The sequence below is a fragment of the Streptomyces sp. Wb2n-11 genome, assembly GCF_001049855.1.
GTDB lineage: Bacteria > Actinomycetota > Actinomycetes > Streptomycetales > Streptomycetaceae > Streptomyces > Streptomyces altiplanensis.
This window is the reverse complement of sequence record NZ_CVPB01000001.1, coordinates 5,857,609-5,872,708: the sequence shown is the minus strand read 5'-3', so window position 1 is coordinate 5,872,708 and position 15,100 is coordinate 5,857,609. Positions and strand designations below refer to the sequence as shown.

13 protein-coding genes are annotated in these 15,100 nt (G+C 68.3%); 9 read left to right on the top strand and 4 right to left on the bottom strand.

Features of this window, described 5'->3' with window-relative positions; all coding sequences use genetic code 11:
* Positions 1 to 8: 8 nt before the first annotated feature.
* Genes BN1555_RS26745 through BN1555_RS26735 form a run of 3 tightly spaced genes read right to left on the bottom strand, consistent with a single transcriptional unit; the run spans position 9 to position 2,928 of the window.
* Entirely contained in the window at positions 9 to 992 is a 984-nt protein-coding gene (locus BN1555_RS26745; RefSeq protein ID WP_255306188.1) for a pyridoxal-phosphate dependent enzyme, read from the bottom strand.
* On the bottom strand, positions 989 to 2,029 hold the full coding sequence (locus BN1555_RS26740) for a DMT family transporter (protein WP_093801751.1): 1,041 nt from the start codon (positions 2,027 to 2,029) through the stop codon (positions 989 to 991). The genes BN1555_RS26745 and BN1555_RS26740 overlap by 4 nt, the downstream gene beginning before the upstream one ends.
* Positions 2,026 to 2,928: a GHMP family kinase ATP-binding protein gene (locus BN1555_RS26735; RefSeq protein ID WP_093801750.1), complete on the bottom strand. Its 903-nt coding sequence runs from the start codon at positions 2,926 to 2,928 to the stop codon at positions 2,026 to 2,028. The genes BN1555_RS26740 and BN1555_RS26735 overlap by 4 nt, the downstream gene beginning before the upstream one ends.
* Positions 2,929 to 3,058: 130 nt before the next feature.
* On the opposite strand from BN1555_RS26735, the gene BN1555_RS26730 reads away from it, so the two are divergent.
* The 3 genes from BN1555_RS26730 to BN1555_RS26720 all read left to right on the top strand — a co-directional run bounded on the left by BN1555_RS26730 (position 3,059) and on the right by BN1555_RS26720 (position 6,300).
* The gene (locus tag BN1555_RS26730; protein WP_093801749.1) at positions 3,059 to 4,105 is read left to right on the top strand and encodes an IS630 family transposase; all 1,047 of its coding nucleotides are present in this window, start codon (positions 3,059 to 3,061) and stop codon (positions 4,103 to 4,105) included.
* A 264-nt stretch (positions 4,106 to 4,369) separates the two neighbouring features.
* Entirely contained in the window at positions 4,370 to 5,362 is a 993-nt protein-coding gene (locus BN1555_RS26725) for a LysR family transcriptional regulator (RefSeq protein ID WP_093801748.1), read from the top strand.
* Positions 5,359 to 6,300 (top strand): DMT family transporter, encoded by a 942-nt coding sequence (locus BN1555_RS26720; protein ID WP_218058204.1) that lies wholly within the window; start codon positions 5,359 to 5,361, stop codon positions 6,298 to 6,300. Before BN1555_RS26725 ends, BN1555_RS26720 begins: the two co-directional genes overlap by 4 nt.
* Before the next feature lie 60 nt (positions 6,301 to 6,360).
* On the opposite strand, the gene BN1555_RS26715 is transcribed toward BN1555_RS26720, so the two are convergent.
* Positions 6,361 to 6,849: a LuxR C-terminal-related transcriptional regulator gene (locus BN1555_RS26715; RefSeq protein WP_093801746.1), complete on the bottom strand. Its 489-nt coding sequence runs from the start codon at positions 6,847 to 6,849 to the stop codon at positions 6,361 to 6,363.
* A 797-nt stretch (positions 6,850 to 7,646) separates the two neighbouring features.
* Here BN1555_RS26715 and BN1555_RS26710 point away from each other — a divergent pair.
* The 6 genes from BN1555_RS26710 to BN1555_RS26685 all read left to right on the top strand — a co-directional run bounded on the left by BN1555_RS26710 (position 7,647) and on the right by BN1555_RS26685 (position 15,056).
* Entirely contained in the window at positions 7,647 to 8,438 is a 792-nt protein-coding gene (locus BN1555_RS26710; RefSeq protein ID WP_093801745.1) for a thioesterase II family protein, read from the top strand.
* A 46-nt stretch (positions 8,439 to 8,484) separates the two neighbouring features.
* On the top strand, positions 8,485 to 9,378 hold the full coding sequence (locus BN1555_RS26705) for an isocitrate lyase/PEP mutase family protein (protein ID WP_255306187.1): 894 nt from the start codon (positions 8,485 to 8,487) through the stop codon (positions 9,376 to 9,378).
* Entirely contained in the window at positions 9,375 to 10,337 is a 963-nt protein-coding gene (locus BN1555_RS26700) for a beta-ketoacyl-[acyl-carrier-protein] synthase family protein (protein ID WP_093801744.1), read from the top strand. The genes BN1555_RS26705 and BN1555_RS26700 overlap by 4 nt, the downstream gene beginning before the upstream one ends.
* Positions 10,337 to 12,565, top strand: coding sequence for an iron-containing redox enzyme family protein (locus tag BN1555_RS26695; protein WP_093801743.1), 2,229 nt, complete (start codon positions 10,337 to 10,339; stop codon positions 12,563 to 12,565). The genes BN1555_RS26700 and BN1555_RS26695 overlap by 1 nt, the downstream gene beginning before the upstream one ends.
* A 64-nt stretch (positions 12,566 to 12,629) precedes the next feature.
* Positions 12,630 to 13,838, top strand: a complete 1,209-nt coding sequence (locus BN1555_RS26690) for an acyl-CoA dehydrogenase family protein (protein WP_093801742.1) — start codon at positions 12,630 to 12,632, stop codon at positions 13,836 to 13,838.
* Between the two features lie 75 nt (positions 13,839 to 13,913).
* Positions 13,914 to 15,056 carry a cytochrome P450 gene (locus BN1555_RS26685; RefSeq protein WP_093801741.1) on the top strand — a complete coding sequence of 381 codons (1,143 nt, stop codon included), beginning with the start codon at positions 13,914 to 13,916 and terminating at the stop codon, positions 15,054 to 15,056.
* Positions 15,057 to 15,100 lie beyond the last annotated feature (44 nt).

Genomic DNA, 15,100 nt, shown 5'->3' with positions numbered 1-15,100 from the left:
GACGACCTCTAAGCATCGGTCCGTCCTTCGTTCAGCAGTGTGGTTCCGTACAGTTCGCCGCGGTCGGCGAAGAAGGTGAGTATCTCGCCGTCGGCGGAGGGGCCGAGGTCCGCGGCGAGTTGGCGCGCGCCCATGAAGCAGACGCCGGACGATCCGCCCACGCTGAGCCCTCTGGCGGCCAGCTCCCGGACGCCGTCGCAGGCATGTTTGTCGGATACCCGGTAGACGCCCGCGACCCGGGTCCGGACGGCGTCGATCACGGCGGGAATCCGGTTCTGATTGCCGGTGCCACGGAGGATGCTCCGGGCTGGCGAGCCGCCGAAGGTGATCGAACCCTCGCGGTCCGCCACGTAGGAGGGGATGCCCTTGGCCTCCAGCATCGCGGACAGGGCGGAGAAGTGGCCGCCGCTGCCCACGCAGAAGATTCCGGCGGTGATCCGGGAGAAGTCGAGGGCGGCCATCAGGTGCGGTACCACCCAGCGGGTGTAGACCTGCGGGTTGAGCGGGCTGTCGTTCTGGTTGGTCCAGTAGAAGTCGGGGTGCTCGGACAGGATGGTCCGCAGCAGGTCGTCGCGGGCCTGCTGGCTGCCGAGGACCGGATGCGGGGTCGCGGCGATGTGGAGAACCCCGCCGACCAGTTCGATCTTCCGTCGGGTGATGTCCGGGATGCCGGGATCAGTGACCAGGTGAACGGGGTGCCCGAGCAGCCGGCCGGCTACCGCCAGGCCGAGTCCGAGGGAGCCCGAGGTGGACTCGATGACGGTCTGGCCCTCGGCGAGCAGTCCCTCCTCACGGGCCAGAAGGAGCAGTCCGAGGCCGAGGATCGACTTGAAGCTGGACTCGGTGGCCGGGCTGCCATGGATCGCGCGCAGCCGTGGCCCGGCCGTCTCGAAGCCGCCGCAGTCCACGGTGCTCAGCCGGCTGAGCTCTTCGATGAGTTCGTAGGGATCAGGGCTGCGGTGGTGCAGCACCGAAGGGTGGGACAGGCTCACTTCCTGCCCTCCAGGAGGTTCTTGGCCCAGAAGATCGAGACGAGCAGCACGCCGATTCCCGCCATTTGCACCAGGCTGAGACGCTGGTCGAACAGGACCAGGCCGTAGATGGCCGCGGCAACCGGCTGCAGCAGCACGAAGAGCGCGGCGAGCTGGAGCGGCAGGAACTTCACGGCGTGTGCCATCAGGGTCTGGCCGAGCAGCTGAGACGTCACCGCGAGGGCGATCAGCACGAGCCAGCCCTTCGCGCTGGTGGGCCACAGGCTCTCGCCGAGCAGGGCCGCCACCCCGAAGCAGGCGACGCCGCAGACCAGGCTGAGGGTAGCCATGATGCGGGTGGCTTCGTGGCGTTCGCGCAGCCCCTTGGCCACGACGAGGAACAGCGCGTAGAACACCGCGGTGGCCAGTGCGAGGAGGTCGCCCCGCAGATGCTGGGGGTCGAGGCCGGTTCCGAGGATGACCAGGATGTACAGGCCGGCCAGCGCGAGCAGTGCGGGCAGGGCGAGCCGCCACGGCAGCCGGTCGCCGAAGAGGAGGAAGCAGAGCGGGGCGATGATGAACGGCACCAGATTGGCCAGGAGATTCGCCTCGGCCAGCGAGGTGTGCAGAAACGAGATGTTCCACAGGCACAGGTCGGCGGCGAGGAATAGCCCTCCCAGGACGATCAGGAACTGGTCCCGCCGTCCGATCCGAGCGGCAGTGCCGGGCCCGTCGGCGCCGGAGGCTGTGGGGGCGGTGGCGTTCACGCGCGTGCGGCGTGCGGCCGCCAGCGACATGCCGAGCAGCATGGGCGCGGCGAGCAGCGAACGGTATCCGCCGGTGGCCACCGGGCCCACCTCGCTGATCCGGACGAAGACACCGCCGAGGGCCAGGCAGCAGACCGCGAGGAGCACCATGAGCTGGGGACGGGCGCGGTTGCCCGTCTTTTCCTCCGTGCCCGCCTTTTCCTCCACCGCGGGTTCCGGCCCGTCCGGGACCGGGCCGGGGACCTCGTGTCCCGGTTCTGTCCTCGAGTCCGTCGTGACTGCGCGGCTCATGAGCGCCCCGACTCCTTCAGTGTGTAGAGGTCGCTGTCGTAGCCGAGAGAATGCAGTGCTCTCCGGGATTCAGCGACACGAAGATCGTGGTCCGTCTGGTGTTTCGAGAAGATGAGGCCGGCCACCGTTCCGCTGTGTGCCACGCACACGCCGAGTGCCCCCCATTCCTTCTTGACCGCCATGAGGTCACCCAGGGATTTCTTGGGGAGCCGGTCATTGTGCAGTTCGCTGCTGAGAGTCGCTATTTTTGCAGCCGCCTCGCCGTCATTCGCGAGGAGCGCCGCGTCGAGTTCTCCGAAGAGCTGCTCGTAGACACGGGCCTTCCCCGGATCCTCCGGGATTTCCCGATGGAATTCCTCCGTGCGCACCCAGCCGCCCTCGTCCACTCCGACGATGCTCCAACGCAAATCCGTGTGGTATTTCGCGATCAGGGTCTGCGACCGCTGGGCGCAGGAGGCGATTCCGGGGTGCAGCAGATAATCTCCGTATTCGAGCCTCCGGGCCACGGAGAGCGCGAGCGCGTGCGCCACTGGCGCGGGGGTCGCCGGGTAGGCCTCCCGGATGCAGAGCAAGGCGACGGCCAGGATGTCGGCGGTCGAGCTCGCATGTCCTTTGGCCACAGGGATGTTCGACGTAATGTCGATGGTGAGACCGGCGTTGAAGAACCCCAGTTCGGCGCTGAGAGTCTCAAAGGCGGAGAGCGCTTTGGTGCGGTCGGCCGGGCTGATCGTGAGCGCTTGCGTGCCAGGGCCCTCGGCCCGCCGCAGCCGCGCTGCGCAGCTCAACTCCTCGACCGGCGCCGTGAAGAGGAAGTGCTCAAAGCCGTGGGCACCGACGGTGTAGCCCTGGAGTATTTCTCCGAATGCGCCGTGGACGGTGCTGGCGATCTTGTCATGCATGGCGTCGTTGTACGCGACATCAAGTACGCCCGGCAACCAAAGGAAACCTACTGGCTGCCATAAGCGAGGGCATCGTGGGGACGACCGCTATTGATCCGAAACGCTTTGAGTTCAGGCTCGTTGGCGATGTGTGAGTGATCTGGTGGGGGATGCGCGGACCTGGTCTCCGGACGCGCAGGAGGCTGTGCGGTTGCTGGCGGTGTCCGCGCTGTTGGAGGGCCGGGACCGGGCGGAGGTCGCGGCCCTGTTCAAGGTGTCGGTCAGGGCCGTGGACAACTGGTGGACGAGGTGGCAGACCGGTGGACGGGACGCGCTGCTGTCCCGTCCGCGCGGCCGCCGGGCGGGCGACCATCAGGTTCTGTCCGAGGTCGAGCAGGCCGCCGTCCGGCAGGCCGTCCTCGACCACACCCCCTGCGACGTGGGGCTTTCCGGTCAGCTGTGGACACGGGGGCTGATAGGCGAGCTGATCTTCAAGCTGTACCGGGTCCGCTTCACCGAACCCGGCGTGGGCAAGTACCTCAAGCGGTGGGGGCTGACCTTCCAGCGTCCGGACAAGCGGGCCGTCGGGCAGGACGCGGAAGCAGCCCGCGTCTGGCACGAGGAGACCTGGCCGGCGATTCGGGCCAGAGCGAAGGAAGAGAAGGGCGAAGTCCTCTTCGCCGACCAGGTCGGGATCCGCTCGGACCAGGTCACCGGCCGTACCTGGGGCGCCAAAGGCACGACACCGGTCGTCCGCCGCACCGGGAACCGGTTCTCCGTGAACGCAATGTCCGCGATCAGCACGAAGGGCCGGATGCACTTCATGGTCTTCACCGAGTCGTTCGACGCGAAGGTCATGTGCCGCTTCCTCGCCCGGCTTGTCGGGCACTTCGACCGCAAGGTCCACCTGATCGTCGACCGGCACTCGGCCCACCGTTCCAAGGCGGTCCGGGCCTGGCTCGCCGACCACGAGGACCAGATCGAGCTGCACTTCCTGCCCTCGTACTCACCCGAGCTGAACCCCGACGAACTGGTCAACGCCGACCTCAAACGCAGCCTGCCCCACACCCACCGGGCCAGGAACCAGACCGAACTCGCCGCCGAAACCCGCAGATTCTTCCACCGCCGACAACGCCAACCTCACATCGTGCGCGGATACTTCGGCGGTCGGCACGTCCGCTACGTCATCGCCGAGTGAACCCCATGAGTTTCTGATCAATAACCACATCACGCGGAAGCTTTGCACCAGTTGTCCAGATAAATACCCCACCCAAGTTCACCTACCTTACCAATGCCGAAAGGATTCCTTATGTGAACCTCTCCCTGGGCGCCAATGTCCAAGACTCAGCAAAACTGCCTCCGCATCACTCTGCGGACGGCCGATTTCGCACATAACGCCCCATATTGCCGCGCGGTAAAGGCGAGTTGCTCAATATCATTCCTCCTGCTTACGTTTCACCCCATGATCGAGACGCGCCATCTCCGCACACTGCGCGCCGTTGCGCAAACGGGCTCTTTCGCTGCCGCGGCACGGCAGCTGAGCTGCACCCAGCCAGCCGTGAGCCAGCAGATGAAATCCCTCGAACTGGCCATGGGTACCCCGCTTCTGATACGCACCAGCCGTGAGGTACGGGTCACCGAGGCCGGTGCGGCTCTCGTGCGCCACTCGGCCGGGGTGCTCGCCGGACTCCATGCGGCCGAGGAGGAGATGGCGGCGTTCGCGGGGCTGCGTACCGGCCGAGTCCGGCTAGCCTCCTTTCTGAGCGGCACTTCGGCACTGATACCTTCTGCCATCGCCGCGGTGCGCGCCGCCCACCCGGACATAGAGGTTTCTCTGGTGGAGGCGCCTCTTCCGCGCTCTATCGACCTCCTTCGCAATGCCGACTGCGACATCTCCCTGGCCTTCCACCACCCGAAGATCCCCGGCGCGGGCGCGAAGACGCAGGACGAGTGGCGGGACCTCGCGGTCCGCCCGCTCCTCACCGATCCTCTGGTCGTGTTGGTGCCGGAAGGGCATCGCCTCGCGGAGGCGGACCAAGTAGAACTGGCCGAACTGGCCGACGATTCCTGGGTCATGGGCTGCCACCGCTGTCGTCACCATCTGGTGCAACTGTGCGAGCATGCCGGTTTCGAGCCGCGCGCCGAGTACAGGACGGACGACTATCCGACCGTGATCGGACTGGTCGCGGCGGGCCTGGGGGTCGCCGTGCTGCCGGAACTGGCCCTGAGCGAACCGCCGTCGACGGCGATTCGGCTGCTCCGCCTGGAGCCCACGGTGCACCGGGAGGTGGTAGCCCTGTCCATGTCGACCTCCCTCTCCGTCCCGGCGGTCGGACTCATGCTCCGCGAACTGGAACGCTCCGCCGCCCGCCTGCCCCGCACGTCACCGAATCCGCCCCCACCCTCCACGGAATCCCGCCGTGGTGAGGCAAGCAAGGCTAGGTTGCTCATATGAACTCATCATCTGGACGTTCCGAAATGGATCGGCGGGCGATTTTGGCCGCATCGGTCACTGTGGTGCTCTGGGCCTCCGCGTTTGTGTCCATTCGTGCCTCTGCCGACTATTTCGAACCCGGAGCGCTGGCGCTGGGGCGACTGCTGACGGGCTCCCTGGCGTTGCTCTGCCTGCTGGTAGCGCAGCGCGGTGGAGTGCCGCCGCGGAGGGCATGGCCCGGGATCGTGGGATCGGGGGTGCTCTGGTTCGGCGTCTACATGGTCGTACTGAACTGGGGAGAGCAGCTGGTGGACGCGGGAACCGCGTCCATGGTCGTCAACGTGGGACCGATCGTGGTCGCGCTGCTCGGCGGCTGGTTCCTGAAGGAAGGATTCCCGCCGCTGCTGCTGGCCGGCATGGCCGTGTCGTTCGTCGGCGCGGTCGTCGTCGGCTTCTCCTCCGGCGGCGGATCGTCCTCGGTCCTCGGCTTGGGACTCTGCCTGCTGGCTGCCGTGGCATACGGATCCGGAGTGGTGTTGCAGAAGCCCGCACTGCGGCATGCGACCCCAATGCAGGTGACGACGTACGGCTGTCTGATCGGCACCGTCGCGTGTCTGCCGTTCAGCGGGCAGCTGGTGTCGGACCTGTCCGGGGCGCCTCTGTCGGCCACGCTCAATGTCGTCTACCTGGGACTCTTCCCCACGGCTCTGGCCTTCACCACTTGGGCGTACGCGCTGTCGCGGACCACTGCCGGGAAGATGGGGGCTACTACCTACGCGGTGCCCGCCGTGGTGATCCTCATTTCCTGGCTCGCCCTGGACGAGGTGCCGGGCTGGGTCACACTCCTCGGCGGTGCCATCTGCCTGAGTGGCGTGGCCGTGTCCCGGATGCCCGGCTTCCGCAGGCGCGGACCCGAGGAGACTGCTGCACCGGCGGCTGCCGTGGAGACAGCGCGCTGAGGTGGGCGGAGCCGGAGGGACACGGACAGGGGCGGGGACATGGTGTCCCCGCCCCTGTTTTCACAAGATGAGCGTGGTCTCATTTCTGCCCAGTTCGTAGCCGAACTGGATTCGGGTGTGCGCACCCAGTTCCTGCTTCATCGCCGCGATATGCGCTTGCAGCGATCTCTCACTGATGCCGAGCCGGCGTGCAATCTGCTTGTCGGGATAGCCCGCTATGAGTAGTTTGCTGATTGATTTCCGGAGTGATGGGACGACCTGCTCGGCTGCCCTCCTGGCATGTGTCGAAACGAAGGGGAAGGGTTTCGCGCGATCCCAGGAGCGCTCGAATATGTCTTTGAGGAAACGTACGATGGCGGGCTCCCTGATGGCTATGGCGTTGGTACGACTTTCATTCGCGGAAATGAATGCGACGATTCCATCGACGATGATGATCCGGTCATAAAATTCGGCCAGGGTGCGGACCTGAACTCCATAATCGGAGACGACCCGGACATAATTCTTGGTCGCTTCATCGAATCGCGTGGTGTGCTGATAAAGGGTGCGCATCGCGACGCCCCCGCTATCTGGCGGCGTACGGATTCGAGGGCCTTGTCCAGGACCGGCCCGGGACGCGGCCCATCGGGCTGAGCGGTCAAAATCTCCTTGCGCGCATCGGCGAGTGCCTCGTCGATGGCAGCGGCAATGGCTTCGAGCCCGCAGTGGTAGCGGATCCGAGTATCAGAGGGAGTGTGCGCCGTCGGCGCTGCGGCCGGGGCCGCGGCCGGGCCGGCGAGGCCGCCCGCGACAAGCCGGGACAGTGCCTGCAAGTGCTCGGACATGAGCTGCTGCACACCGTTCGGTCCATCCGGAATTCCATATTCCATTCCCATTCCCCCACTCGTCCGTCCTGTCGATTCCCGGATGCCCAAAGGGTCCAATAATGCCAACCGAGTGTCCGATATTTACCACCGTGTGGCTTTTGGATCCATCGGCTTTCGGCACTGCGGGAGTCTGAGTCATCTCGGAGCTTGAGTCTAAGTCGAGCCGGACGCGAAAGTGGTCAAGGCCGATCGCAGCGATCACCCTTCACTCCGCTAAACGGTCAGGGGACACACGTCCCGCTCTTTTGGGAGACTTGACGAAATGTTGGCAAACTTTTCCCACCCCGGTACGTCGCTCCGGCCGCGCCTAACGGTCCCCATCGCCACGGTGGTCATTGCGGCCACGCTGGCCGGTGGCGTATTTGCGATGGCCTCCTCGAGCATGAGCACCGCGTACCGGGCATCGGGTGAGGTGAAAATTCTGGCCGATGTTGGCTGGAATTCACCCACGCCCAAGGCGACTCCGTGAGCACGATCGTTCCTATGAGCTCTTCCTTCTGGTTCATGTGCGACAGAACGGAATCCGAGTCGGGGCCCGCCGCACGTGTCTACTGCTTCCCGCACGCGGGCGGTAACCCTCGCTCCTTCCTCGGCTGGCAGCCGGACCTGGCAGGCGTGGCCGAGATCGCCGGGCTCTGCCCGCCGGGACGAGGCCGCCGCTACCGGGAGCCCGCCCTCACCGATGTGGCGGAACTCGCCGACGCCGTGGCGCACGAGATCTCCGTCACCGCCGACCGCCCGTTCGTCCTCTTCGGACACAGCTTCGGCGCGGTGCTGGCCTTCGAGGTCGCACGGCGCATCGGTCACCTGCCGGACTTCCGCCACCTGGTCGCCTCCGGCTGTTCCGCCCCCGCGCTGCTGCCCACCCAGCGGGTTGTGGAGGCTGCCCGGCTGGAAGGCCGGGAGTTCACGGACGCCGTGGGCTTCTTCGGCGGACTTCCACCAGAGGTCATGGCCGACGAGGCCCTGCAGGAGCTGCTCCTGTCGAACCTGCGTGCCGACTTCCGCATGGTCGCCGGGTACACGTACCGGCCGGCCGCACCCCTGTCCGTACCAGTGACCTTGATCAACGGTCTGGACGACCCGCATATCAGCGAGGCCGGGCTGCAGCCCTGGGAACGGGAATGCCTCCGGCCGCCGTCCCGGCATTGGTCCGAGGGCGGCCACTTCTACTTCGACGGCCGCTCCCGGTCCGTCACCGACATCCTCCGGTCGCTCCTGTCCGGAGCGCCCGAAGTCGGGCAGCCTGGCGACTGGCACGTCGAACTCATCTGACCGTGCCGGACCCATACGACACCAGCGCCCCAGAGGAACTCCCGCCGTGAACCTGCCCGTTACCCCTTCCGTAGATCCCGTTGATCAGCGCGCCCGCGCCCTGGCCTTCCGCCGACTCCACCAGGGCACCGAGCCCTTCGTCGTCCCCAACCCGTGGGACGCGGGAACCGCCCGGCTGCTGACCGGACTCGGCTTCGCGGCGCTCGCCAGCACCGGTGCAGGGCTGGCCTACCGCCTCGGCCGGCCGGACGGCACAAACCTGGTGGGCAGGCGGGAGATCCTCGCGAACGCCGCGGAGATCGTGGCCGCGACGCATCTGCCGGTCTCCGCCGACCTGGAGAGCGGTTTCGGCGACACGCCGCGGGACGTGGCCGAGACCATTCAGCTCGCCGCCGCAGCGGGCCTGGTCGGTGGCTCGATCGAGGACTCCACGGGCCGGACCGACGACCCCGTACGTCCCCTGGAGGAGGCGGTGGAACGCGTGGCCGCGGCCGTCGCCGCCGCCCGGGAGCTCGACTTCCCCTTCACCCTGACGGCCCGCGCCGAGAACTTCTTCCAAGGCCGGTCCGACCTGGCGGACACCATCCGCCGACTGCGGGCGTACGAGGCCGCAGGCGCCGATGTTCTCTACGCGCCGGGCCTCCCGGATGCCGAGGCGGTGCGCGCGGTGTGTGCCGCCGTCCGGCGCCCGGTCAACGTCCTGATGGGTTCGCCCGCCCTGCCGCTGTCCGTCGCGGAGCTCGGCGAACTCGGCGTACGACGGATCAGTGTCGGCTCGGCGCTGGCCCGGGCGGCGCTCGGCTCGGTCGTCCGCGCCGCCGAGGAGATCCGTACCCACGGGAGCTTCGGCTTCGGGGCGGACGCCCTCCCCTACCCCGAAGCCAACGCGATGATGACACCGGCCCCGTCGACCGGTCAGGAAAGTGACTCCGCACGGTGAACACCGCCCCCGTCCATCTGTCCGCCCCCCGCTACGTCCTCGGCGAAAACCCGGCCGACCACACGTCCATGGCAAATCTGACCGCGCGCGCCGCCGAGCTGCGCATGCCGGCCAAGGCCTCGCTGTGGGGTTGGGGAACTATTCACCGCACTGGCAAGAACCTGGAGACGCTGGCCGTGGAAAGCGGCCGGGCGACGCTCGCCGCGGCCGGGGCGGGGCCCGACCAGGTCGACGCTCTCATCCTCTGCTCGACCCGGTTTCTCGGCGGCCCCCGTACGCACGGGGGCTTCGTCCAGGCGGTCATGACCGGCCTCGGGCTGGGTGATGCCGCTTTCACCGGCATCACCCTGAACCGCTGCACCAATCTGCTCGTCGGACTGCGCCTGGCGCAGGCGTTGGTGGTCTCCGGGCAGCATCGCACGGTGTTGGTCGTCACCACCGACCGGATATCGGATGAGGCGATCCGGATGGAGAACTTCGCCCTGTTCAGCGACGGTTCGGCTGCCTGCCTGGTGAGCGCCCGGCCATACGGCGAGGACGCATACGAAATCCTCGGCGGGGCCGCTGCCCAGGACCCGCCCTCGCTCGGCTGGTCCAACGAGATCAGCTCGGACCTGGCCCGGGTGGTCAACGACCGCATCCTCGCGCCGCTCGAACTGACCCTCAAAGACGTGGACGGCGTACTGCACCTGAACCTCTTCAAGCCGATCATCGTGCTGAAGGAGCGCCAGGCCGGATTTAGCTCCGGGCAGTTGTTCCTGGACAACATCTCCCGCGTCGGGCACTGCTTCGCGGCCGACCCCCTGATCAATCTCGTGGACCGCGCTGAGGCGGGACAGCTGCGCGACGGCGGTCACTACCTCCTGGCGTCGAGCGTGCCGGGCGTACGTGTCGGCGTACTCCTGCGCAAGCTGTCCGCCGCCCAGCAGCCGACGAGCGACGAAACCTCGGAGTTGTGATGAACGCGCACACCGGATTTCCCCTTCCGGACCTGACCACTTCCCTGCCCCGCGCGGCCTTCCGGTTCAGCCCGAAAGCCGCCGAGGACGCCACCGCGGTTCTCGACGCCGGGCCCACCGACATCTTCCGGCAACTCCTCGGCGACCAGGAGAGCGAGACGACCCTGCTCGTCGCTCGCCGGGCCCTGCACGCCTTCCTGCCCACGGCCGAGGACGAGGCCCGTACGGACCCCGACGCGGACGCGGACGCGATCGCCGCCCGCGTCCGGCAGGTCCGCACCGTCCTCGAACCGGCCCTCGCCGGCCTACGCGAGCGCGGCTCGCAGACGTACCGCCTCGTCCTGCGCCAGCGCGCACCCCTCATGCTGCTCGCCGGCTGCTGGCTGGACAACGTCTCCCAGACCGCCACCCAGCCGTCGGTCATCGTCAACCTGCTCTTCGGTCAGCACTTCCTTCTGCAGGGCGAGGGCACTCCCGACCGCGGGTTGCTCGCCCGGCGGCGGCGGGCGCTCGCCGAGCTCGAGGTGCACCTGCCCAGGATCGAGACCGTGGACTTCCTGAAGGAGACCGAGGCGCGCCCGCTGACCGCACTGCACGCATCCTTCTACCTCGCGCTCTCCCGGCTGCCCGCGTCGTTCCTGCCCGAAGTGGTGGGCGTGCATTACGCCGTGAACGCCCTGGGCGTCGACGATCTGTTGCTGGGTACGGACACTCCCTTCCTGGCCGAGGCGGAGGCCCGTACGGTCCTCGCCGAATATCTCAGGCTGACCGAGAGCTCGCCGACCGGCGCACGGGACCGGCGGCGGATGACCGCCTCGATCGAGCTGGTGCTGCGCCTGGAGCGGGAGCACACCGCGCTCCTCGGCGAGCTGGCCGACTGGTACGACGGACTGTCCCTGGATGCCCAGGTCGGGCGGATCGTGGCCCGGCACGCGCCGTACGCGGGCCGCCAGCACCGCAGTGTGCGCCTCGGCGACCGGCGGCTGTCGGAGTGGCTCGACGACGAGAACATGGATCTGGCGGCCTTCGTCGGCCAGTTCCGCGAGGCCCGGCAGATGAAGCCAGCACGCGAGGGCGTGTGCCGGTTCCTGCGGTCCATCAAGTTCGGCGGGCCGATGTTCGGCATCTTCGACGAGCAGGAGGCGGCCGTGTTCGCCCAGTGGGCCCAGGCCATCGCGGCGGGTGAGCCGGCAGACCTCGACTTCCGGCCGAACACCACCGGCGACGGGCAGGCTCTGGCCTGGGCCGAGGCGCTGCGCGGCAGCGACCCGGCCGATACGGTCCTCGCCGAGGCCCCGTCCGGCCTGGACGACCGGCAGCTGTTCCACCGCGTGGTCAACATCGAGCAGTTCCCTCATATCCTGGGGACCGCCCGAGACCGGGCCGAAGCCAACCTCGCCGACGCGGAACTGCTGTTCACCCATGGATCGGGTGGCACCCTCACCGACGCCGAGTACTTCGACTACACGCCCGAGGCGCTGATGGCGCGCGTCGATGCGATCTACTGGGACAAGTTGGTAGACCCGTACCAGCCCCTCACGGAGATCCCCGACCGTGAGACCGTGATCTTCGAGCAGAGCACCTTCGCCCTGGGCAGCCTGATCGACGGCACCTGGGCCCAGCGCATCGGCAGCCTCGGCCGCAACCACCGGCAGAGCGACCACATGCTGTTCTCCATCTACGCCGACGAGATGGGCCGCGGCAACCTCGACAAGAACCACATCACGCTCATCCACCAGGTGCTGGCCAGCATGGACATCCACCTGCCGCACATCCGCCAGGACGAGTTCCTGGAGCAGGGCGATCTTCCGGACGGGCTCTACGGGTTCTCCATCCATCAGGTGTGCCTGGCGCTCTTCCCCGACACTCTCTACAACGAGATCCTCGGCTACAACCTGGGCATCGAGATGTTCGGGCTCGGAGCGATGCGGCTCCACGAGATACAGAAGCTGCGCCGCCACAACCTCGACGCAGGCTACGAGCAGGCACACCTGTCGATCGACAACTTCTCCGCCGGGCACGCCCGGCAGTCGGCCGACATCATCGTCTCCTACCTCGACGGCGTCCGGCGCAACTCCGGTGAGGAAGCCGTCCAGCGGGAGTGGCGCCGTATCTGGCGCGGTTACGCCTCCTTCGCCTACTTCGTCGAGCACAAGCTGGTCGGTCAGGTCCGTGCCGCCCAATCGGCCACCGCTCCCGCCGACGACGATGCCGGCCTGCTCATCTGACGCCTGACGCCTGCTGCCAGTCGCCGTACCCGCCGACGCCCGCCCCCTCGCACGGAGAACTGCCTTGGACCTCACCAGCGCCTTCGATCAGGAAATTCTGGCCCTCCCCTTCTACGACGACGGGCACCGCCGCCTGGCGAACGCCATCGGCACCTGGTGCGACGGCCGCGCCCCCCTGTGGAAGGAGGTCCGCCGGCAGGACCCGGAGAAGGCCGGCCAGCGTCTGGTGCGGACGCTCGGCGAGGACGGCTGGCTCGCCTTCCTGGACCCGCGGTCCACGCCCGACGATCTCCCCGGTGACTTCCGCACCATCTGCCTGATGCGTGAGGCGCTCGCCTACGCCGAGGACCTGGCCGACTTCGCCTTCTCCATCCAAGCCCTCGCCGCCACGCCGATCATCCGGTACGGCAGCGAGGAGCAGAAGGAGCGCTACCTGTCACCGATGGCCGAGGGTTCACTCATCGGCGCGTTCGCGGTCTCCGAGCACGAGGCGGGTTCGGACATCGCCTCGGTCGGGCTGCGGGCCGAGCGGGACGAGGACGGCGGCTACGTCCTGAACGGACAGAAGGCGTGGATCGCAAATGCCGGGATCGCGGACGTGTACGTCGTCATCGCCCGCACAGGCGAGGGTCCCGGCCCGCTGGGGCTCACCGCCTTCCTCGTCCCGGCCGGCTCCCGCGGCCTGCAGGTCCACGAGCGTCTGGACGCGGTCGCCCCGCGCGCTTTCGCCCATCTCTCCTTCGAAAACTGCCGAGTGCCCCGGGAGGCCGTACTGGGCAGGCCGGGCAAGGGCTTTGTCATCGCCATGGACCTGCTCGAGCGGTTCCGGATGACGGTCGGCGCCGCGGCGCTCGGGTTCGCCCGTCGGGCCGCCGACACGGCGCTGGCCCACGCCCGCACCCGCCGGATCGGCAACGAGAAGCTGGTCGATCTCCAGCTGACCAAGGCATCCCTGGCCGATATGGACGTCCGGCTCAACGCGGCCGCACTGCTGGTGGCGCGGGCGGGCTGGGAGGCCGACCACAGCAGCAGGCGCTTCGCCCGGCATTCGAGCATCGCCAAGCTGTACGCGACCGAGGAAGCCCAGCACATCATCGACTCGGCCGTGCAGTTGCTCGGCGCGGCGGGTGTGGCCGGGGACAGCGTCACCGAGCGCCTGTACCGGCAGGTCCGCTCCTTGCGGATATACGAGGGCACCTCGGAGGTCATGCGGCTGACGATCGCGGGCACCCTCGACGCCCGGCGCGCCGCGCTCCCCGCCCGCTATCTCTGACGCACCTTCCCTCAGCGACGCCACCGCCCCACCCCGGGGCACCGAAATGCCGAGCACCCAGCAAGGAGCACCCAGGTGACCAACCCGATCGAAGCGGTCAGGCTGGCGGACCCGTACCCCGGCTACGCGGCGCTGGTAGCCGAGCGCCCCTTCGCCTTCGACCCGGCCGTGAGCGCCTGGGTCGCGGCGGACGCGGCGGCGGTGCGTGCCGTGCTGGGCTCCGCTGCCCTGCAGGTCCGTCCGGTGGCCGAGCCGGTGCCCGCCGGAATCGTCGGCACCCCCGCCGGTGAGGTGTTCGGGGATCTGGTGCGGATGACCGATGGCGACCTCCAGCAGCGCCTGAAGGGTGTGGTCGTTGAGGCGCTGGGGAACGCCGACCCCGAGTACGCCGCCCGGCTGGCCGCCGAGCAGACCCGGGCATGTCTCTCGAGGGGCGGCGAAGTCCCCTTCGAGGAGCTGATGTTCGCCGTTCCCGCCCGGGTTGTGGCGGCCCTGTGCGGACTGGACGCGGACGGCTCGGCGGAGGCCGCCGGGCTGATCGGCGAGTTCGTCCAGTGCATCCCCGCACTGGCCACCCCGGAGCAGCAGGGGGCGGCGGCGCTTGCCGCGGCCAGGCTCCGGAAGTTGCTCGGCCCCGGTATCGAGCACGCGGAGGCCGCCGGGAACGGGCTGCTTGCCGCGCTGGTACGGGCGGCGCGGGACGCCTCCTGGACCCGGACAGCTCCACTGCTGGCCAACGCTGTCGGGTTCCTGTCCCAGACGTACGACGCCACGGCCGGGCTGATCGGGAACACACTGCTGGCGCTGGCCCGGGAGGAGACCCCGAAGACCTCGGCCGAGAGGGAGGCGTTCGTACGGGAGGTGGCCCGGCACGACGCGCCGATCCAGAACACCCGCCGCTTCGCCACCGAGCCGTTCCGTCACGGTGCTGCCGAGGTCGCGCCGGGCGATCAGGTGCTGGTGCTGTTCGCCGCCGCCAACCGGGACCCGGCCGTCAACCCCGATCCGCATGCCTTCCGGCCCGGCCGCGAGGCACCGGTGGTCTTCACCTTCGGCGCCGCCGCCCACCGGTGTCCCGGAGAGAGCCTGGCGGTGGCGATAGCCGGGGCGGTCGTCGGGACGCTGCTGGACTCCCGGTTCGACCCGGCGCGGCTGCTATCCGGGCCGGCCGAAGTGACGTACCGGCAGCTGGTCAACGCCCGGATCCCGGTGCTTTAGCAGCGTGACCCACCCTCCGCAGTAAGCACACGGGCTGCAGTCTG